At 68.6% G+C, this 18,718-nt stretch carries 18 protein-coding genes; 6 read left to right on the forward strand and 12 right to left on the reverse strand.

Annotated elements, in window-relative coordinates; genetic code table 11:
• Positions 1 to 38: 38 nt before the first annotated feature.
• The 5 genes from ACZ522_RS06380 to ACZ522_RS06400 form a co-directional block, all read right to left on the reverse strand.
• Positions 39 to 1,175, reverse strand: a complete 1,137-nt coding sequence (locus ACZ522_RS06380) for a pyridoxal-phosphate-dependent aminotransferase family protein (RefSeq protein ID WP_379694564.1) — start codon at positions 1,173 to 1,175, stop codon at positions 39 to 41.
• A 125-nt stretch (positions 1,176 to 1,300) separates the two neighbouring features.
• Positions 1,301 to 4,420, reverse strand: a complete 3,120-nt coding sequence (locus ACZ522_RS06385) for an FAD-binding and (Fe-S)-binding domain-containing protein (protein ID WP_379693826.1) — start codon at positions 4,418 to 4,420, stop codon at positions 1,301 to 1,303.
• 123 nt (positions 4,421 to 4,543) lie between these two features.
• Positions 4,544 to 4,753: a hypothetical protein gene (locus tag ACZ522_RS06390; RefSeq protein WP_379693824.1), complete on the reverse strand. Its 210-nt coding sequence runs from the start codon at positions 4,751 to 4,753 to the stop codon at positions 4,544 to 4,546.
• Positions 4,754 to 4,833: 80 nt separating this feature from the next.
• Complete coding sequence (locus ACZ522_RS06395) at positions 4,834 to 5,370, reverse strand: hypothetical protein (protein WP_379693822.1); 537 nt, start codon at positions 5,368 to 5,370, stop codon at positions 4,834 to 4,836.
• Positions 5,371 to 5,455: 85 nt separating this feature from the next.
• Positions 5,456 to 6,691, reverse strand: a complete 1,236-nt coding sequence (locus ACZ522_RS06400; RefSeq protein WP_379694561.1) for an MFS transporter — start codon at positions 6,689 to 6,691, stop codon at positions 5,456 to 5,458.
• Between the two features lie 390 nt (positions 6,692 to 7,081).
• On the opposite strand from ACZ522_RS06400, the gene thiE reads away from it, so the two are divergent.
• From thiE to dpsA, 3 genes are all read left to right on the forward strand, one after another.
• Entirely contained in the window at positions 7,082 to 7,723 is a 642-nt protein-coding gene (gene thiE, locus ACZ522_RS06405) for a thiamine phosphate synthase (protein ID WP_379693820.1), read from the forward strand.
• The gene (gene thiM, locus ACZ522_RS06410) at positions 7,723 to 8,547 is read left to right on the forward strand and encodes a hydroxyethylthiazole kinase (protein ID WP_379693818.1); all 825 of its coding nucleotides are present in this window, start codon (positions 7,723 to 7,725) and stop codon (positions 8,545 to 8,547) included. The genes thiE and thiM overlap by 1 nt, the downstream gene beginning before the upstream one ends.
• A gap of 165 nt (positions 8,548 to 8,712) precedes the next feature.
• On the forward strand, positions 8,713 to 9,243 hold the full coding sequence (dpsA, locus tag ACZ522_RS06415) for a DNA starvation/stationary phase protection protein DpsA (protein WP_379693816.1): 531 nt from the start codon (positions 8,713 to 8,715) through the stop codon (positions 9,241 to 9,243).
• A 39-nt stretch (positions 9,244 to 9,282) separates the two neighbouring features.
• Here dpsA and ACZ522_RS06420 read toward each other — a convergent pair whose 3' ends face one another.
• From ACZ522_RS06420 to ACZ522_RS06430, 3 genes are all read right to left on the reverse strand, one after another.
• Entirely contained in the window at positions 9,283 to 9,657 is a 375-nt protein-coding gene (locus tag ACZ522_RS06420; RefSeq protein WP_379693814.1) for a metal-dependent transcriptional regulator, read from the reverse strand.
• 26 nt (positions 9,658 to 9,683) lie between these two features.
• Positions 9,684 to 9,851: a hypothetical protein gene (locus ACZ522_RS06425; protein ID WP_379693812.1), complete on the reverse strand. Its 168-nt coding sequence runs from the start codon at positions 9,849 to 9,851 to the stop codon at positions 9,684 to 9,686.
• A 117-nt stretch (positions 9,852 to 9,968) separates the two neighbouring features.
• Positions 9,969 to 10,889, reverse strand: coding sequence for a DUF7551 domain-containing protein (locus ACZ522_RS06430; protein ID WP_379693810.1), 921 nt, complete (start codon positions 10,887 to 10,889; stop codon positions 9,969 to 9,971).
• A 167-nt stretch (positions 10,890 to 11,056) separates the two neighbouring features.
• On the opposite strand from ACZ522_RS06430, the gene ACZ522_RS06435 reads away from it, so the two are divergent.
• Positions 11,057 to 11,956, forward strand: coding sequence for an FAD-dependent oxidoreductase (locus ACZ522_RS06435; RefSeq protein WP_379693808.1), 900 nt, complete (start codon positions 11,057 to 11,059; stop codon positions 11,954 to 11,956).
• A 130-nt stretch (positions 11,957 to 12,086) separates the two neighbouring features.
• Here the strand turns inward: ACZ522_RS06435 and ACZ522_RS06440 are convergent, their stop codons facing one another.
• The 3 genes from ACZ522_RS06440 to ACZ522_RS06450 form a co-directional block, all read right to left on the reverse strand.
• On the reverse strand, positions 12,087 to 12,806 hold the full coding sequence (locus tag ACZ522_RS06440; RefSeq protein WP_379693806.1) for a ferredoxin--NADP reductase: 720 nt from the start codon (positions 12,804 to 12,806) through the stop codon (positions 12,087 to 12,089).
• 70 nt (positions 12,807 to 12,876) lie between these two features.
• Entirely contained in the window at positions 12,877 to 13,662 is a 786-nt protein-coding gene (locus ACZ522_RS06445; RefSeq protein ID WP_379693804.1) for a formate/nitrite transporter family protein, read from the reverse strand.
• Positions 13,663 to 13,759: 97 nt separating this feature from the next.
• Positions 13,760 to 14,860: an oxidoreductase gene (locus tag ACZ522_RS06450; protein ID WP_379693801.1), complete on the reverse strand. Its 1,101-nt coding sequence runs from the start codon at positions 14,858 to 14,860 to the stop codon at positions 13,760 to 13,762.
• Between the two features lie 217 nt (positions 14,861 to 15,077).
• On the opposite strand from ACZ522_RS06450, the gene ACZ522_RS06455 reads away from it, so the two are divergent.
• Complete coding sequence (locus ACZ522_RS06455) at positions 15,078 to 16,172, forward strand: glutamate-cysteine ligase family protein (RefSeq protein ID WP_379693798.1); 1,095 nt, start codon at positions 15,078 to 15,080, stop codon at positions 16,170 to 16,172.
• A 104-nt stretch (positions 16,173 to 16,276) separates the two neighbouring features.
• Positions 16,277 to 17,389, forward strand: a complete 1,113-nt coding sequence (locus tag ACZ522_RS06460) for a pyridoxal-phosphate-dependent aminotransferase family protein (protein WP_379693796.1) — start codon at positions 16,277 to 16,279, stop codon at positions 17,387 to 17,389.
• Positions 17,390 to 17,485: 96 nt separating this feature from the next.
• Here ACZ522_RS06460 and ACZ522_RS06465 read toward each other — a convergent pair whose 3' ends face one another.
• A complete protein-coding gene (locus tag ACZ522_RS06465) occupies positions 17,486 to 18,421 on the reverse strand; it encodes an alpha/beta hydrolase (protein WP_379693794.1) in 936 nt (311 codons plus the stop codon).
• Positions 18,422 to 18,718: the final 297 nt, after the last annotated feature.

Raw genomic sequence — 18,718 nt, forward strand, 5'->3', positions numbered from 1 at the left:
ACGACGGCGGGGTCGGCGGACGGTCGGAGGGGCCGGCGTTACTCGCCCAACGCCTCGCGCATCGCGGCGAGGCCGGCGTCCACGTCCACGTCCGCGCCCTGCGCCTCCAACGCCTCGCCGAGCGTCGTCAGGAGGAACGAGACGTTCTGCGGCCGCGCGGAGTGGCCCATGCAGCCGATGCGGAAGATGTCGCCCGACAGTGCGCCGAGGCCGCCCGCGATTTCGAGGTCGTACTTTTCGAGGAGGTAGTCGATGGCCGCGTCCGCGTCCACGCCGTCGGGGACGAGGACGGCGTTGAGGCTCGGAAGCCAGAACTCGTCGTCGGGGTTGAGTCCGAGGCCCATCGCCTCCGCGCCGGCCTTCAACGCGCCCGCGACGTGCAGGTGCCGGTCCCAACGCTCCTCGATACCCTCCTCGGCGACGAGTCGGAGGGCCTCCCGGAGGGCGTAGACGTTCGTGATGGGCGCGGTGTGGTGGTACGCCCGTTCCTCGCCCCAGTAGCCCTCGAGAAGCGAGATGTCGAGGTACCACGAACGGGGGTCCTCCTCGCGGGAGAGCACCTTGTCCATCGCGCGGTCGTTGAGCGTCAACGGACTCGCGCCCGGCGGACAGGAGAGGCATTTCTGCGGGCCGGCGTAAGCCACGTCGATGCCCCAGTCGTCCACCTCCAACTCGACGCCGCCGAGGGAGGTGACGGTGTCCGCTATCACGTAGGCGTCGTGGTCGTGGGCGACGCTCGTCAACTCGGGGACGTTCGGTTGCTTCACGCCCGTGGAGGTTTCGGCGTGGACGAAGCCGAACACGTCCGGTTGGTGTTCGTCGAAGGCGTCCCGCACGTCGGCGGCGTCGAGGGGTTCGCCCCACGGGGCGTCGACGGTGACCACCTCGCCGCCGGCGCGGCGGGCCACCGACGCCATGCGGTCGCCGAAGTAGCCGTTCGTCGGGACGAGCATCGTCTCGCCCGGTTCGACCACGTTGCCGATGGCCGCCTCCATCGACGCCGACCCGGTACCGGAGACGGGAATCGTCCACTCGTTGTCCGTCCGGAACGCGTAGCGCAGGAGTTCCTGCACGTCCTGCATGATGTCGATGAACGAGGGGTCGAGGTGGCCGACCAACGGCGTGGACATCGCGCGGAGGACGCGTGGGTGGACGTCGCTGGGTCCGGGGCCCATCAACGTGCGGTTCGGGGGCGTCAACTCTCCGACCTCTGGTGCGTCCGTCATACTCTGTCACTACCTCGCCCCGGACGGGATAAAAGCGGACGGTTCGAAGCGTTCCGCGCCGCCGTCTGCGGCCCTCACGTCGGCCGTCGGTCGGCGTTCGGGAGCGTCTCGGCCACCTTCTCTATCGGGTGGGGCGGTTTCTCCGCGCCCTCCCTGTCGCCGAGTTGCGTCCGGCAGGACGTCCCCGGCGCGACGACGGTGTCGCCCCGACTCGCATCGACTTTGGCGAACAGTATCTCGCCGATGGACCGCGAGAGGTCGTAGTGTTCGTCCTCGTAGCCGAACGACCCCGCCATCCCGCAGCATCCGGAGTCGATGGGGTCCACGTCGTAGCCCACCCTCCGGAGGACGCCGACGGCGTGGTGGTCCTTGTTCAGCGCCTTCTGGTTGCAGTGGCCGTGGTACGACAGCGTCTCCGCGGGGCCGCCGTCAGCGACTGCCGCGTTCCGTCCGGCCGCCGCCGTCGCGTCCGCCCCGGCGGTCAGTTCCTCGTCCAGTCTGAACGCGTCCACGAACTCCAACACGCCGTAGGAGGCGGCGCTGAGGGTACGGACGGACTCGCGGTCCAACAGGTCGAGGTACTCGTCTTGGAACATCACGGCGTCGGAGGGTTCGACGAACACCACCGACCACCCGTCCTCGACGTACGGCGCGAGTTCGGCGGCGTTCCGCGCGGCGCGCCGGCGCGCCACGTCCAGAAAGCCCATCGAGAACGCCGCGCGACCGCTGGGAGCGACGTTCTCTGCCAATCGGACGTGGACCCCCGCCGCTTCGAGGACGCGGACGGCGTCTCTCCCCACCTTCGGGTACGAGTAGTTCGTGTAGGTATCGGGGAACAGCAACACGCGGTGATCCGCCTCCGCCTCCGAGACGGCCGGTTCCCGCTCTCGCATCCACTTCTCTAAGGTGTCGCGGGTGAACGTCGGCAGTTCTCGCTCCTCGGCGATGCCGAGCGTCTTCTCCATCGCCGCCCGCGCGCCGGGCACCTTCGACGCCGCGTTCGAGAGGGGCGCGAGGGCGCTTCCGACCCGCGCCGCGAGGTCGACGTTCGCGAACACCTTGTCGCGGAGCGACGACCCCTCCTCGCGGTGGTACTCGTGTTTGACCTCGGCTTTCAACTTCGCTAAGTCCACGCCCGTCGGGCAGTCGTTCTTACAGCCCTTGCACCCGACGCAGAGGTCCAGAATCTCCCGCTGGAAGCGTTCGGAGTACATCTCGTCTTCGGGCAGGTCGCCGCTTATCGCCGCGCGGAGCATGTTCGCCCGGCCGCGGGTCGTCTCCGCCTCGTCCTTCGAGGCGCGGTACGTCGGACACATCGTGTCCGACCCCGTCTGGCGGCACGTCCCGCACCCGTTGCACAACTCGACGAGGTGGGAGAACCCGCCCTCCTCTTCGAAGTCGAGCGTCGTCGCCGGTTCGAGCGAACTGTACGCCGCGCCGTAGCGCAGGTGGTCGCGCATGTCCGTCGGGTCCTCCTCGCGGTAGACAACCTTCCCCGGGTTCATCAGCCAGTCCGGGTCGAACGCCGTCTTCAGTTCCTGGAACGCCGACCACAGCTCCGGTCCGTACATCTTCGGGTTCCACTCCGTCCGGGCGAGGCCGTCGCCGTGTTCGCCCGAGAACGCCCCGCCGTGGTCGAGAACGAGGTCGGTCACGTCGTCCGTGATGCCCCGCATCGTCTCGATTCCGTCCGCGTCCTTCAGGTTCAGGATGGGCCGGATGTGGAGCGTTCCGCTCCCGGCGTGCGCGAAGTACGCCGCGGAGGTGCCGTGGTCCGCCAACACCGCTTCGAACTCCGTGACGTACTCGGCCAACTCCTCCGGCGGCACCGTCGCGTCCTCGATGAACGGGTACGGCTTCGGGTCGCCCTCCAGGGACATCAGGAGCGGAATCGCCGCCTTCCGGAGCTTCCAGATGTCGGCCTGCGCCTCCTCGGTGTAGGCTTCGATGGCCTCGAAGGCGCGTCCGCCCGCGACGGTTCCGTCGGGACTCCCCTCGCCCCGGAGGAAGTGGTCGTTCGTCTCCCGCACCGCCGCCTCGAAGTCGTCGTGGAGTTCGGAGTCGAACTCCAGCATGAGAGCGGCCGCCGTCCCCTCCGGGATGGGTTCGACGTACTGCGCGTACTCGCCGGATTCGGCGGCCATTCGGAACACCTCGTCGTCCATCAGTTCGACCGCGCTGACGTCGAACTCCAACGCGTCCGGCACCGCGGCCATCGCGTCCACCAGGTCCTCGTACGCGTAGAGGACGAGTGCCGTCTCCTCGGGGACGGTCACCAGAGAGACGGTGGCCTCCACGACGACGCCGAGGGTGCCCTCGCTCCCGACGAACAGCTTCGTGAGGTTCATCACCGTCTCGCCGTCGTCGTTCTCGGAGACGACCTTGTGGAGATTGTAGCCCGAGACGCACCGCTTCAGTTCGGGGTAGCGCTCGTCTATCTCCGCCTCGTTCTCCTCGACGAGTCGGCGGACCGTCTCGTAGACGTGCGCCTCCCGGTCGTCCTTCGAGACGATGTCGTCCCACTCCTCGCTGCCGACCACCACGTCGCGGGTGTGGATCACCGACCCGTCGGTCAGCACGACGCGCAGTTCGTCGGTGTACGCGTCGGTGATGCCGTACCTGACCGAGTGCGCGCCCGTCGAGTTGTTCCCGATGCCGCCGCCCACCGTCGCTCGGTTCGAGGAGGCCGGGTCGGGTGCGAACTTCAGACCGTACTCCGAGAGTCTGTCGTCTAAGTCGTCCTGTACGACGCCGGGTTGGACCGTCGCCGTCCGCCCCTCGGGGTCTATCTCCACCACCTCGTCCATGTACTTCGAGAAGTCCACGACGACGCAGCCCGGCCCGACAGTCTGTCCCGCAAGCGACGACCCCGCGCCGCGGGGGAGAACCGGCACGCCGTGCTCGGACGCTATCCGGACCGTCTCCCGAACGTCATCCTCGTCGCGCGGGATGACGACGCCCGCGGGGCGCGCGCCGTATATCGACCCGTCGGTGGCGTACAACACCTGCGCGTACTCGTCGAACCGAACCTCGCCCGAGACGGCGTCGCGCAGATCCGACGCCACGTCCGCGTACTCCGCTACGTCCTTGACGTCGTAATCGCCCGCCGCTTGGAATGCCTGAAAGTCGTGCGAATCGGCGCTCTCGGCGCTGTGCCCGTACCGCGTCTTCGGTCGGCGTTCCTCGGAGGCCATTAGGATGAATTATCATGTGGGTTCTGATAAAACTGTGTGCCGTGTGCGAACGGTACGCACCCTCAGGTCGGCCGAGGATAGTACCGCCCGCCGACCCGCACTCGAACCGCGTTCCTCCCGCGGTCAAAAGGGCGTATCCGCCGCCGCGTGGACTTGTCTCGTCACGCTGACGACGAGGTACAGGACCGCACCGACGAAGGCGACGGCACCGAACGCGCTGGAGACGCCGGGGAGGGTCCACGCGACGAACTCGGGCAGACCGTTCGAAGACAACGGTATCAGTAGGAGGGCGACGCCCCGGCGAATCGACCGCTGTATCTCGGAGTCGGACACGGTCGGGCGTCGGGAGATTCGATATAAAATGGTTCCGAGACCGACACGCCCGACGGAGGGGGGCACCGGCGACGGTGCGCTCAGGACTCGGCGTAGAGGACGGCGAGGACGGTGAACAGCCCGATTTCGGCGGCTTTCGACGCGGCGGCCCAGAGGTCGGTCGTGAGGTGGGAGACGACGTTCTCCATCGGCGAGAGGCCGTGGAGGAGCGGTTCGCGTCCCGGGAGGAAGCCGCCGTGGCCGGTGAAGTGCCACGCGAAGTAGCCGACGACGTAGAGGGCCGACAGGAGCATCCCCGCGAGGTAGTAGGGCCGTCGGTCCCGCGCGTTGCGACTCAGCGAGACGCCGACGAGGAGGGCGGTTCCGGAGAGGACGAACGCCACCGGGCGGGGGTCGTACTGCAGGAGTCGCCAATCGCCGTTGAGCGCGGCGAACAGTTCCACCATCCCGTGACTCGGGTGCAGGAGGTGGAGGAGGGCGACGAGGACGGCCAGGCCCGCGCCGGCGTACGAGAGCGCTCTCGTCGGCCCTTCGGAGTCGTTCGCGGACCACGAGGCCGTCGAACTGTCGGACGTGTTCATTGTCGGCCGGAGGGCGGCCAAGTATAACTGTCTCATCCTTTGTCCTCGAGGTGCGACGGACGCACCACACTCCGCGGACGGTGGCGCACCCGGCCCTCGGACGCCCGAGTCGCGCCGACCCTCACAACTCGACGTTCGGGACGAACTGCCCCGTCTCCCGGCGCACGCCGCCGAGGAGCAACACGGCGGCCGCGAGGGGGAGGAGCGCGCAGGCGAGGTACACCGGGAAGAAGCCCACCGCCTCTATCAACGGGAGAGCGACTATCGGGCCGAATCCGCCGCCGATATCGCCGAACACGTTGTTCGTGCCGACGGCGCGACCCATCCGGTCGTCGGCGACGAGGTCCGCGAGGAGGGCCATCAACGGTCCGCTGGTGCCGCCCTGTCCGGTGCCGACGAAGAGGCAGGCGACGGCCAGCGTCGCCACCGAGTCCGCGAAGGCGAGGAGGAGAAAGCCGAGCGACGTCGTCCCGAGGAACACGAGCAGGACCGGGACGCGCGACTGCCGCCGGTCGCTGACGTACCCGCCGAGGTACATGGAGACGCCCGCGGCGACGACGGTGACGGCCATGAAGATGCCCGACGACCCCTGCGAGTCGAACCCGAACACCCCGATGTCGTTCCGGTCGAGGAAGAGCACCAGCGTGGCGAACAGCGCGCCGATGTAGACGAACAGGACGGCGAAGTTCACCGCGCCGACGGTCAACGCGGGGAGGCTCGTGTCCACGTCCCACGGCTTGACCGACTTCCCCGAGCGCTCCTCGACGTGCGTCTCCGGCACCGTCGCGTACGCCACGACGCTGGCGAAGAACGCGAAGACGGTGGCGACGGCGAACGCGGGGACGGTGCCCCAGAACTCGCTGACGACGCCGCCGACCACCACGCCCGTCGGGAAGCCGAACAGGACGCCGCCCCTGATGAGGCCCATGCTCGCGCCGCGGGAGCGGTTGGTGCTCACGTCGGCGGCTATCGTGTACGCCGTCGCGAAGACGAGAGCGCTGCCGACGCCCCAGAGGATGCGCGCGGCCATGAACCACCCCGCGGGGAACGGCGCGAGCATCGCGGCGACGTACCCGGAGGTGGCGAACCCCTGGACGAACATCCCGACGACGAACGGCGTCCGCGTCCCGATTCGGTCCACGAGGACGCCCGCGGGGGCGTTGGCGACCAGCCGAGAGAAGCGATTCGCGCTCAGGATGAGACCGACGAGGAACGGCGAGATGCCGAGCACCGCGCCGAGGTTCGGCAGGATGGGGAAGATGACGCCGCCGCCGAAGCCGATGAAGAACGTGCTGACGATGACCGCCCCGACGACGACGGACCGTTCGCTCGCGGCCCCGCGGACGCGGTTCGACAGTCGCTCGATGGGACCCGCTTTTGACACGAGAGACGACCTCAGACGCGCTCTCCGCGGCGTACTCGCGGTACTGCTCGCGCCGGAGTGGAGGCCCCGGCGGCCCGACTCGCCCGCGGTTTCCAGAACGGACCCCGTAACGGCGTCGAGACGGAGACGCCGCCGCTAACGTGCATTCCCGATTGTTGGCCGAATTTTCTCTAAAGGGTTTGGGTACGCCGCCCGATTCGCCGGCTTCCCCGCGCTCCGGCGTCCCCGCGTCCCCTCATCCCGGCGGCGGCGGCGAGTCTCACGTCTCGATGTTCGGGCGAGCGGGGTGGTTCGCGTCCGAACCGCCGAACGACGACGGCACAACAGTTTTGCCGAACCGCTCGACACTCACTGTTACAACCAATGAATACACAGGTGGACACGTACCTCGTCACGCAGACGAACCTCTCGGGCGACCGTTCGACGGCGGACGTCGTCCGGGCGGCCATCGCCGGCGGAGTGGACGCCGTTCAGCTCCGCGAGAAGCACGCGACAGCCCGCGAGCGGTACGAACTCGCTCGGGAACTCCGGCGGATAACCGCCGAGGCGGGCGTCCTCTTCGTCGTCAACGACCGGGTTGACATCGCCGTCGCCGCCGACGCCGACGGCGTCCACCTCGGGGATGACGACCTGCCAATCTCGGTGGCCCGCGACCAACTCGGCCCCGAGGGCGTCGTCGGCCGGTCCGTCTCGACGGTCGAAGGCGCGCGGAACGCCGAGGCGGCGGGCGCGGACTACCTCGGCGTCGGCGCGGTCTTCTCGACGTCCTCGAAGGACGTGGACGACGACGAGGCCGAAATCGGCACCGAGACGGTCGCCGCGATAGCCGACGCCGTGGACGTGCCCGTCGTCGGCATCGGCGGCATCACTCCGGAGAACGCCGCCGACGTGGCCGCCGCCGGGGCGGACGGGGTGGCCGTCATCTCGGCCATCGCCGGGTCGGACGACCCCGAGGAGGCGACGCGCCGTCTCGCGACCGCGGTCCGCGAAGGGAGGGCGAGCTGATGACTCCCGACGTGAACCTCGCGGACGCCCTCTCGACGGTGCGCGAGGAGCAACCGCTGGTCAACTGCCTCACGAACGTGGTGACGGTCAACGAAGTCGCCAACGTGACCCTCCACTGGGGCGGCCTCCCCGTCATGTCCGACGACGAACGGGAGGTGAGCGACATGGTGGCCATCGCGGACGGATGCCTCCTGAACATGGGGACCGTGAGCGAACGCGGCGAGGAGGCGATGGTGACCGCGGGCGAGGCGGCGAACGAACACGGCGTCCCGGTTGTCGTAGACCCCGTGGGCGTCGGCGCGACGCCGACGCGCGACCGGGTCGCGGAACGCCTCGTCACCGAACTCGAACCCGCCGTGATCAACGGCAACTACGGCGAGATAACCGCCCTCTCGGGCGACGACGCGGAAGTCCGGGGCGTCGAGTCCGTCGGCGAGTACGCCGACATCGCCGCGAACGCGACGGCACTCGCCGACCAGACGGGGGCCGTCGTCGTCGCCTCCGGCGAGGTGGACATCGTCGCCACCGCCGAGGAGGCGTACCGCGTGGAAGTCGGCCACGAGATGCTCTCCACCGTCGTCGGCACCGGGTGCATGCTCGGCGTCACACTCGCCGTGTTCGCCGGCGCGTTGGGCGACGACGCGGAGGCGGCACTCGCCGGGACGGCGGCGTTCGGCCTCGCGGGCGAGGCGGCCGCAGCGGGCGAGTACGGCGACTACGCCGGCCCCGGGAGCTTCGAGACGGCGTTCCGCGACGCGGTGGCCGATTTCGACGGGGAGGACGCCGACGCCGGCGACCGAATCGAGGCCGTCGCCACCGAGTGACCGACCCCCGAGAGCGCGTCGTCCGACCCGCTCTTCTCGGAAGTCCGACATACCGGGGAAATCGCCGGGCGGGAGGGGGACGAGCGACGGGCTAATTTTTAGGCGAGGCGAAAACATGTCGAGTAAGCGTAAGGTTTGAGTACTCCGGGCACCTACGACGGAGTGATGAGTTCCCAAGAGACCGCCACCCGGAAAGCAGGAAGCATCGAAGACAACCCCGTTCGCCTCGAACGGGAGAAAGCCGAACAGATAATCGGCGCGCTGAACACCGACCTCGCGGACGCGTACGTCCTCTACCACCAGCTCCACAAGCACCACTGGAACGTCGAGGGCGCCGAACACCTCGGCCTCCACCGGTTCTTCCAGGAGGCGTACGAGGACGTCGAGGAGGCGGCAGACGAGATAGCGGAACGCCTCCAGACGCTCGGCGGCGTCCCCCACGCGAGCATGTCCGCCCTCTCCGAGGCGGCGACGGTCGAACCCGAGGACGAGGACGTCTACGACGTCCGCACCTCGATGGAGAACGACCTGGAGATGTACGGCGACATCATCGAGAGCTACCGCGAGCACATCACCCTCGCGGAGGGGCTGGGCGACCACACGACGGCCCACATGCTCCGCGAACAGCTGACCGAGTTAGAGGAGCACGCTCACGTCATCGAGCACTACCTCGCCGACGACTCCCTCAAGCAGTAAAGCGACCTGCGACGGAACTCGGCGGTCCACTCCGACCCGTCACGGCGACGGGTCGATTTCGTCGCTGAGAAGCACTTCGGCCAACCGTTCTGCGACGTCCGGACTCACCGTTCCGACGAGTGCCGACGCCTCCGCCTCGTACTCGTCGATGCGGAGGACGTCCCGACAGAAGCGACAGAGGATCTCGTACGTCCGGGCGAGTCGGTCCGCGCGCGACTCCCCTTCTTCGGTGAGGACGACTCCCTCGTACGGTTCGTGGTCGACCAACCCCCGTTCGTCGAGTCGTTCGGCCATCTCCGTCGCCGCCGCGGGCGACCGACCGAGTTCGGCGGCTATCGACCCGGTGGAGACGGGCGCCGTCTCGTTCGGTCGCAGTCTACGGATAGCGAGGAGATACCGCGCGTCGGGGACCATCTCGGCGTGGGACTGGGCCCGCCGAGTTACTCCCGCGGTTCCACGACCGTATCGGTCCCTATCCAGCCGTCGGAGTTTCCGGACTCGATGAAGACGTACGTCCCGGGAGAGCCTTCGCAAACGCCGATTTCGGTCTCTTCGTCTGATTCGTTCGACCGCTCGTCCTCCGGTTGGGAGAGTGGAGGCGTCGCCATTGAGAGTTGTTTAGGCAGACCTAAAATAAAAACGTTCGGTCTTCCGTGCCACGACGGTACAGGGTTCGGACGTATCAGTCCCGCGGACGCGTTCGTCGGTCGGCGCGCAGTGAGGGGTCACGCGGAGTCGCCGACGCGGACGGACGCCAACCCGCGCGGCCGGTCGCGACTGCGCACCGTCACCGTCACGCGGAGGGACGACGCGGGGTCCGACTCCTCGGAGACGGACAGAGACGGGTAACCGTCGCCGAATCCCGTCCGCCCGTCCGACCGACGCCGCCCGTCGGCGTCCCTGAGGAGTTCGATCACCAACGGAAGCGTCGGGACGGTCCGCCGGTCGTCGCGGAGTCTGTAGCCGTCGAGGGTGATGCGGCGAACCGCGCCCCCCGAATCGCCCGCCTCGACCGTCTCCACCTCGTAGACATCCACGACCGACTTTGCCCGGAGGCGCGCGAGGGCGGCCTCCACCGGGCGGTCCGAGGAGTCCACCGCCGAGAGCGTCGCCGCCGCGGTTTCCAGGACTCGGGCCTGTTCCGTCGGCGAGAGGTGGTCGTCGATGTCGCGCGCCATGCACCGCAACAGGGCGACGCAGAGTTCGTGCCTGTCGGCGACGGTTTCGGCGGCGTCGAAGTACGAGTCCATCACCGCGTCTTCGACCGTTCGGTACCCGTGCACCGAGAGGGCCTCGAAGACGGCGGCGGCGACGTCGTGGCAGAACTCGACGAGTTCCGAGGGGACGACGCCCCCCGCCGTCGGTTCGGGCGGCGTCGTCCGGTCCGCCTCCGAAGCGGACGGGGCGGACGCCTCGCAGACGATGGGGTCGTGGACCATCACCCGCGGGTCGTACCGCCTGAGGGCCGCCCGGTACTCCTCGGCCAACCTCGCCGCCGACGCCGCCGCCGCGCGGTCCTCGAATCGGGCGTCCGCGACGGGGACGATTCGCTCGCCCGTCCGACCGCAGACGATGCCGTACCGGCCGTCGGCGGCGGCGAGTTCGTCGATGCGGTCCCGTATCTCTCGGAGTGACCGGCCGACCATCACCGACCCTCCGAGGGTCGGACTTCGCTCCCGGCAGTCGGTCGCAGTCGCGCCACCTCCGAGTTCATCGTTGCCGTTTTAGGACGGCCTAAAATAAATAAGTACGTCATCGCCGCGACGAGTGCGCTTCCCGAAACTACTATGATGTTTTAGGCCAGCCAAAAACTATGAGCGACGAACGACGGCACTACGAGGTGGTCGTGGTCGGCGGCGGTCCCGCCGGATGCTCCGCGGGCGTCTTCACCGCCCGGTACGGCCTCGACACCGTCGTCTTCGACCGGGGGAACTCCTCGCTGCGTCGGTGCGCGTATCTGGAGAACTACCCCGGCTTCCCCGCCGGTATCGAAATCGACGCGTTCTACGAGTTGCTGCACGCCCACGTCGAGGAGGCCGGGTGCGAACTCCGCGCGGAGATGGTCGAGTCGGTGACCCGCGAGGAGGGGGCGTTCGTCGTCGAGACGCAGGAGGGCGGAACCGTCACCGCCGACCGAGTCGTCGCCGCGGCGCGGTACGACGGGTCGTACCTGCGTGCGATGGACGAGGAGGCGATGACGACGACGACGGAACACCTCGGCGAGACGAGAGAGCGGTTCGACCCCGACTACGCGGACGCCGACGGGCGGACGCCGATAGACGGCCTCTACGTCGCCGCGCCCGCCGGCGAGGCGAACGCGCAGGCGATACTCTCGGCCGGTCACGGCGCGCGTATCGCCCGGAACCTCATCGCGGACGTGCGCCGCGAGGCGGGGTACCCCGAGGAACTCGCCGCCCACTGGGACTGGGTCCGCCCCGAGGCCGAACGCGCCGAGGAGTGGGCCTCCCGCGACCGGTGGCGCGAGTGGTTCGACGACCGAGTGCCCGACGACCACCCCCTCGACGGCGACGAACTGGCCGACCTCCGAGAGGCGGAGGTCGAACGCAGGTTGGGCGCGTACGTCCCCGACGACGACATCGACCGCCGGGCCGAACGCGGGTACGACCGACTCCTCGAACGGATCCCCGACGACCGAATCGAGGCGTACCTCCGCGGGCGAACCCGCGCGGGCGACGCCGATGCCGACGACTGACCGTCTCCGACGGTCGCGACTCCCTCGACGGGCGGTCCCCCTCGAACGCTTCGGCCCGCCGCCGCTTTCGGCCCTCCACTCTCCCCGCTGACTTCTCTCCTCTCACTCCGGTACCGGGCGTCCTCGACGGTCACTCCTCGGCGGCGTCCGCCTCCCAGCCCTCGGTGTAGATGTGGTCCTCCTCGACGCCCGCCGATTCGAGGAGGTCGCGCGTCTCGACGACCATCGCGGGGACGCCGCAGACGTAGAAGTCGGTGCCGTCCAGACCGACCGTCTCCTCCAGTGCGTCCGGCAGGTGGTCCTGCACGTGCCCCGTCCGGCCGTTCCACCCCTCGTCGTCGGCGCGCGAGAGGACGTACTCGGCGGAGACGTTCCCGTGTTCCGCCCGGAGTTGGTCGATGCTCTCGCGGAAGATGACGTGCGACTGGCCGCGTTCGCCGAACACGAGGTGGGCGTCCCCCCTCCCCTCGGCGGCGTACTGCTTGAACATCGGGTAGAGGGGCGTGATTCCCGTGCCCGTCGCGACGAACGCGGCGTCGCGGTCGAAGTCGCGGACGTAGAGGTTGCCGTCCACCGGTTCTATCTCTATCTCGTCGCCCGGCGTTCGGTCGTGCATGAAGACGGAGGCGTTCCCGTCGTCGTAGCGCTTTATCGCGAGGACCATCTCGTTCGTCCCCGGGAGGGTGGCGGCCGTGTACGGCCGCGTCCCCTCCTCGTCGTCGCTCTCGAAGTGGACCGCCGTGTGCTGGCCCGGTCGGTAGTCGAACGTGTGGTCGTCGGCGACGAGTCGGAACTGTCGCACGTCCGGCGTCATCCGGTGGACGTCCGCGACGGTGACGGTAATCGACATAGGCGGGCTTCGAAGAGATGTCAAAAATGCGTGGTGGCGGCGCGGTCGTCGAGAGGCGATTCGCGGCGGTTCACCCGCCCGACTCGCGGGCGCCCATCGCCTGCGTGATGTGCGTGAAGGTGACTAATCCGAGTCCGCCGACGAGGTTCCCCGCGGTGACGAGAGCCGTCGTCTCCGCCAGTTTGACGAGGCCGATGGGCGCGCCGAACAGCATGCCGAAGACGACGTGCAGCATCGTGACGACGACGTGGTCGAACGGCCCGAGCGTCAGGAGGACGCCGACGATGTAGGCCATCGCGATGCGGCTTCCGACGCTGTTGACAGCTTCGAGGAGGAACGAGAGCAGGACGACGAGTGCGCCGCCGACGATGGCCGCCGCGAACTCCGTTATCGCCGGGCGGTGAACGAACTCCGTTGCGAACGTGCGCAGGGCGTGGACGGCCCCCTTCGGCAACACGCCGTGGACGGAGAAGATGTACGCCATGAGGACGCCGCCGACGAGGTTGACCGCGAAGGTGACCGACCACAGGCGGAGGAGCTTCGAGACCATCCACGAGTCGGCGTCCACCGCCTTCGCCACCGGGTCGTAGAAGTTCTCGTTGAACAGTTCCGCCCGGCCGACGACGAGGAAGACGAGGCTCACGCCGAACGCGAGTGCGCCGGCGATGGTGGCTATCTTTCCGAACTGCGGTTCGACGAACGCGTGGACGATACCGAGGGCGACGATGCCGAACACGACGGTGAATCCGGCGATGAAACTGGTCGAGACGAGTTCGAGCATCGGCTGGTCGAGGCGGCGTTCGCCCTCCTCGACCGCCCTCTCGAATATCTCCGACGGGTCGGGCGCGACGGGCACTTTTCGACTGTCTCCCGACACGATGAAAAGCGACGTGGCCAGCGTCCGCGGGAAGGGACGAAGGGCGCGTTCGACGCCGGCGCGTCCGGGGCGGTGCTCAGTCGTCGCTCGGAATCTCGGCGTCGCTTATCGAGACGTCCGGTCGGAATACGAGGGTCGGGTCGAGTTCGTCGAGCGTCTCGCCGCGGCGGACGCGGTCCGGCCAGTCGTGGTTCGCGAGGGCGGCGGTGCCCTGCGTCACGATGTCCGCCCCGTCGGCCAGCGCCTCGCGCGCCTTCTCGGGGTCGCCGAGGCCGCCGTTCGCGAACACGACGGTGTCGCCGTGTCGGACGGCCAGTTCGGTGAGCGTCGGCCCCTCGTCGCCGAACGCCGGTTCGGTCACCTCGGGTTCGGTGACGTGAAGGTAGTCCGCGCCGGCGTCGGTGAACGCCTCGAAGACCGCCTCCGCGGTCGCCTCCCCGTCGGGCCACGTCCGTTCCTCGTCCGTGACCGCGCCCTGAGATACGCGGACGCCGACGACGAACTCCTCTGGGGTCGCGTCGCGAATCGCCGCGACGACTTCGGCCGGGAAGCGCGCCCGCGCCTCGGGGCTGCCGCCGTACTCGTCGTCGCGTTCGTTCACGAGGGGGTCGACGAACTCGTGGAGCAGGTAGCCGTTGGCGGCGTGGACCTCGACGCCGTCGAACCCGGCTTCGACCGCACGCTCGGCGGACTCGACGAAGCCCGTCTTCACCTCGGCCAGTCCGCCGTCGTCCAGCGCCTCGGCCTCGGGGAACTCCCCGGACCCGCCGTACACCTCCGCCATCTCGCCCGGCGCGCGGTACGGCGACGGGGCCACGAGGCCCTCGCCGTAGCGGCTGCCCTGCCCCTGCGCGCCGGCGTGCATGACCTGCGCGAAGATGGGGCTCCCCTCCTCGTGGACCGCATCGACGACCTGCGACCACGACGCCGCCTGCTCGTCGGTCGCGAGACCAGGCTGGTTGTGGTACCCCTGACTGTGGGCCGTGTCGGGGTGGACGCCCTCGGTGACGAGCACGGAGAACCCGCCGCGGGCGAACGAGGCGTAGTAGTCGGCCATCCGTTCGGTCGCGCACCCCTCGTCCGTCGCGCTCGTCCGCGTCATTGGCGCAAGGCCGACGCGGTTGTCGAGGGAGAGTCCCTTCCACTCGAACGGCTCGAAGAGCGGGTCGTCTGTCATGGTTCGAGGTTGTCGCCGTCCGGACTAAAGCCGCAGGCGCGGATGTGCGCTCCACGCACGACACGTCTGGTATCGCACGGCACGCGCACGGAGAACCCCGACGTGCGCCTTCTCCCGAACGTCGGAAAAGCGGCAAAAGTTATTTGATAATTGGTACCGAATGTCATAATGCGCCGGCGCTTCCGGCGCGACGCGGTGACGACCGAACCTTCCAACCATGCGAATCGGAATCGAAATCGAGTGTTGGCTCGTCGACACCGACGGCCACCTCCGTCCGGCCGACGAGGTGATAGCCGCCTGCGAGGGGGTCGACTCCGAGATGGTGACCCCGTTGTTGGAGGTGAAGACGCCTCCCTGCGATTCGCTCTCGGAACTGGCTGCCGTCCTCGGGGACCGACTCGGGCGCGTCCGCGAGGAGGCGCGGGTGCGCGACAAGCGCCTCGTGCCGTTGGGCACGCCGTTGAGCGACGAGCGACTTCCGCGGCGGACGAGCTCACGAATCGACGTCCAACGCGCCGTCCTCGGCGACGACTTCGGCCACGCCGGGTACTGCGCGGGCACCCACCTGCACTTCGAGCAGACGAGCGTCGCCGACCAACTCCGCGTCCTCACGGCGTTAGACCCGGCGTTCGCCCTCGTGAACACCGCGCCCTACTACCGCCGTCGTCGGGTCACCGCGTGCGCTCGACCGCACGCGTACCGGCGACTGTGCTACCGGTCCTTCCCCGAGTACGGCCAGCTGTGGCGGTACCCCGAGTCGGCCGCCGAGTGGCGAGGGCGAGTCGAGAGGCGGTTCGACGCCTTCGTCGAGGCCGCCGCGGAGCGCGGAATCGACCCCGAGACCGTCGAGTCAGAGTTTTCGCCCTGCGACGCGGTCTGGGCCCCGGTCTGTCTCCGGGACGACCTCGGAACCGTGGAGTGGCGGACGCCCGACGCCGCCTCTCCGCTTGAACTCTGCCGTCTCGCCGCCGACGCGACGCGAATCGTCGAAACCGCCGTCGAGGACGGCACCCGTATCGGCGACGGTGGAGACGACGGTGCGCTGTCGCTCCCGCCGTTCGAGCGGCTTCGAGGGCACGTCGATGCGGCGATCGAACGCGGACTCGCGGCACCGCGCGTCGAGCGACACCTCTCTCGGATGGGCTTCGAGTCCGAGGAGTACCGGCCGTTCGGGGCGGAAATCGACGGGCGAAGACGGCTCGACGCCGACGGGGCGAGGCGGCTCCGCCGCCGGGCCGCGGACCGTCTCGAACGCGACATCGAACGCCTGCGCGAGACGACGGCACCTCGGGCGGAACTGTCCCGAGGGTGAGTACTGCTCGGCGGGCGTGACGCGCCCGTCCGGCGGGGCGTCCGCGGCGAATCAAAAGTACCATGGAACCGCGACGCACAGGGGACCTTACTTAGGTGTTTCACGTGACCGAGAAACGCGAATACGGAGACGACTATCCCGACAAGACGCTGTACATCCCCGGTCCGACCGAGGTGCGCGAGGACGTCGTCGAGGCGATGTGCGAACCGATGTTCGGCCACCGCATGGACCGGATGACGGACCTCTACACCACCATCGTCGAGGACACGAAGGAGTTCCTCGGCACCGACAACGACGCGATAATCCTCACGGGGTCGGGCACGGAGTTCATGGAGAGTTCCGTCCTCAACCTCGTCGACGAGAACGTCCTCGTGACGACCTGCGGGAGTTTCAGCGAGCGTCAGGCCAACGTCGCGGAGCGGTTGGGGAAGAACGTCGATACGCTGGAGTACGAGTGGGGACGGGCGGTCAAGCCCGAAGACGTCCGCGAAACGCTCGAAGGGAGCGACACCGACTACGACGTCGTCACCTGCGTGATGAACGAGTCCTCGACGGGCGTCCGCAACCCGATAGAGGAGATCGGCGACGTGGTCGCGGAGTACCCGGACACCTACTTCGTCGTGGACGCGGTGTCGTCTCTGGGCGGCGACTACGTCGATATCGACGCCCACGGCATCGACGTCGTCTTCACGTCGGTCCAGAAGGCGTTCGCCATGCCGCCCGGCCTCGCCGTCTGCATCGTGAGCGAGGACGCCTACGAGCGAGAAGTCGAGAAGGAGTCGGCGTCGTGGTACGGCGGGTTCCAGCGCTCGCTCGACTACTACGACCGGAAGGGACAGACCCACTCCACGCCCGCGATTCCCATCATGCTGGCCTACCGAAAGCAGATGAAGCACATGCTCGACGAGGGCCACGAGGCGCGCGACGAACGCCACCGCGAGATGGCCGAGTACACCCGCCGGTGGGCGCGCGAGCACTTCGACATGTTCCCCGAGGAGGGCTACGAGTCCCAGACGGTGAGCTGCATCGAGAACACGCGGGAAATCGACGTCGCCGCGACCATCGAAGAGGTCTCCGAGGAGTACGACATGGTGTTCTCGAACGGGTACGGGTCGGCGCTCGGCGAGAAGACGTTCCGCATCGGCCACATGGGCGAACACGACGTCGAGTCGATTCGGGCCCTGACCGACGCCATCGAAGACGTCGCTGGGCTCTGATTCGGGTCGAGCGTATCGAACGTCGCCCGTAGTGCGACCGGGCGAACGTCGACCGGTGGACTCGGCGACACCGAATCCGACCGCACCGTTTCTCGGTCAGTCCTCCCCGAACGCGTCCGCGATGTCGTCGGCCACGTCCGCGATGGCGGTGCGGGCCCGGTCCACCTCGCGCATCGTCATGAACCCGTGGACCATGTCGTCGTAGTTCTCGTAGCGCGTGGGGACGCCGTCGCGGACGAGTTGTTCGGCGTACGCCTTCCCGCCGTCGCGGAGCGGGTCGAATCCGGCGGTGACGACCGTCGCGGGGGCGACGCCGGAGACGTCGGCGGCGTTCGTCGGGTCGGCGTACGGGTTCCGTCTGTGGATATCGCTCACGTAGTAACAGCGCTCGAACCACTCCATGTCCGCTCTATCGAGGACGACGCCGGCGTGCTCTCGGACGGACTGCTGATCCTCCTCGACGCCGACGGCGGGGTAGAGGAGCGTCTGGTGGGAAATCTGCGGGCCGTCGCGCTCGGCGGCCACGAGGGCGGCGACGGCGGCGAGGTTTCCGCCCGCGGAGTCACCCGCCACTGCTATCTCCCTGGTCCCGCGGACGGCGTCCGGGTTCGCGGCCGCCCACTCGACGGCGGCGTAGGCGTCTTCCACGGCCGCGGGGAAGGGGTGTTCGGGGGCGAGTCGGTACTCGACCGAGAGGACGGCGCAGCCGCTCTCTCGCGTGAGATGCCGGCAGAGCCAGTCGTGCGTGCCGATACTTCCGAGGACGAACCCGCCGCCGTGGAAGAACACCACCGTGGGGTGCGGTCCGTCCGCGTCCGGGAGATAGAGGCGGGCGTCGAGTTCGCCGGCGGGACCCGGAATCGTTCGGTCGGCGGTCGCACCGACGCTCGGCGGGTTCCGGTTCCGCATCCGCGTGACCGCGCGGGTGACGAGTCGGAGGAGCTTCAACCCGCGGCGACTGTGCGGAAGCGGGAACCGGTCTTGGCGTTCGACCGCCGCCTTCGCCTGCGGGTCGATGTCGTCGGCGTGCATCACCGAGAGTTTGGGTAATCGACACTAAACCGCTTGTGCTCCGCGGAGTCGATGCGCTGTCGTCGTACAGAAATGTCGCCCGAGACACTAACGGCCGGCATCATCCCGAGGCGGCGCGCCGCGTCAGCCGGGAAACCCTCGTGTCAGGCGGTCCGTCTTTCGGGCGCGGACGTTCCACTCCGCCGGCGACTGCCGCCGTCGGCGGAGTCGTCGCCAGAGGCGACTCGGATATGTCGCGCACCCGGGTTCTCCGTTTCCTCATCGCTCCCTCGTGGGACTACTCGGAACGGGGACTAA

This window comes from Halopelagius fulvigenes, from assembly GCF_055398025.1.

What these genes read in the sequence shown, in the direction of transcription:
- dpsA (WP_379693816.1), top strand. Translation starts at nt 8,713, where the DNA reads ATGAGTTCCCAAGAGACCGCCACCCGGAAAGCAGGAAGCATCGAAGAC.
- ACZ522_RS06430 (WP_379693810.1), bottom strand. Translation starts at nt 10,889, where the DNA reads ATGGTCGGCCGGTCACTCCGAGAGATACGGGACCGCATCGACGAACTC.
- ACZ522_RS06450 (WP_379693801.1), bottom strand. Translation starts at nt 14,860, where the DNA reads ATGACAGACGACCCGCTCTTCGAGCCGTTCGAGTGGAAGGGACTCTCC.
- ACZ522_RS06465 (WP_379693794.1), bottom strand. Translation starts at nt 18,421, where the DNA reads ATGCACGCCGACGACATCGACCCGCAGGCGAAGGCGGCGGTCGAACGC.
- thiE (WP_379693820.1), top strand. Translation starts at nt 7,082, where the DNA reads ATGAATACACAGGTGGACACGTACCTCGTCACGCAGACGAACCTCTCG.
- ACZ522_RS06455 (WP_379693798.1), top strand. Translation starts at nt 15,078, where the DNA reads ATGCGAATCGGAATCGAAATCGAGTGTTGGCTCGTCGACACCGACGGC.
- ACZ522_RS06420 (WP_379693814.1), bottom strand. Translation starts at nt 9,657, where the DNA reads ATGGTCCCCGACGCGCGGTATCTCCTCGCTATCCGTAGACTGCGACCG.
- thiM (WP_379693818.1), top strand. Translation starts at nt 7,723, where the DNA reads ATGACTCCCGACGTGAACCTCGCGGACGCCCTCTCGACGGTGCGCGAG.
- ACZ522_RS06435 (WP_379693808.1), top strand. Translation starts at nt 11,057, where the DNA reads ATGAGCGACGAACGACGGCACTACGAGGTGGTCGTGGTCGGCGGCGGT.
- ACZ522_RS06440 (WP_379693806.1), bottom strand. Translation starts at nt 12,806, where the DNA reads ATGTCGATTACCGTCACCGTCGCGGACGTCCACCGGATGACGCCGGAC.
- ACZ522_RS06425 (WP_379693812.1), bottom strand. Translation starts at nt 9,851, where the DNA reads ATGGCGACGCCTCCACTCTCCCAACCGGAGGACGAGCGGTCGAACGAA.
- ACZ522_RS06385 (WP_379693826.1), bottom strand. Translation starts at nt 4,420, where the DNA reads ATGGCCTCCGAGGAACGCCGACCGAAGACGCGGTACGGGCACAGCGCC.
- ACZ522_RS06395 (WP_379693822.1), bottom strand. Translation starts at nt 5,370, where the DNA reads ATGAGACAGTTATACTTGGCCGCCCTCCGGCCGACAATGAACACGTCC.
- ACZ522_RS06380 (WP_379694564.1), bottom strand. Translation starts at nt 1,175, where the DNA reads ATGGGCCCCGGACCCAGCGACGTCCACCCACGCGTCCTCCGCGCGATG.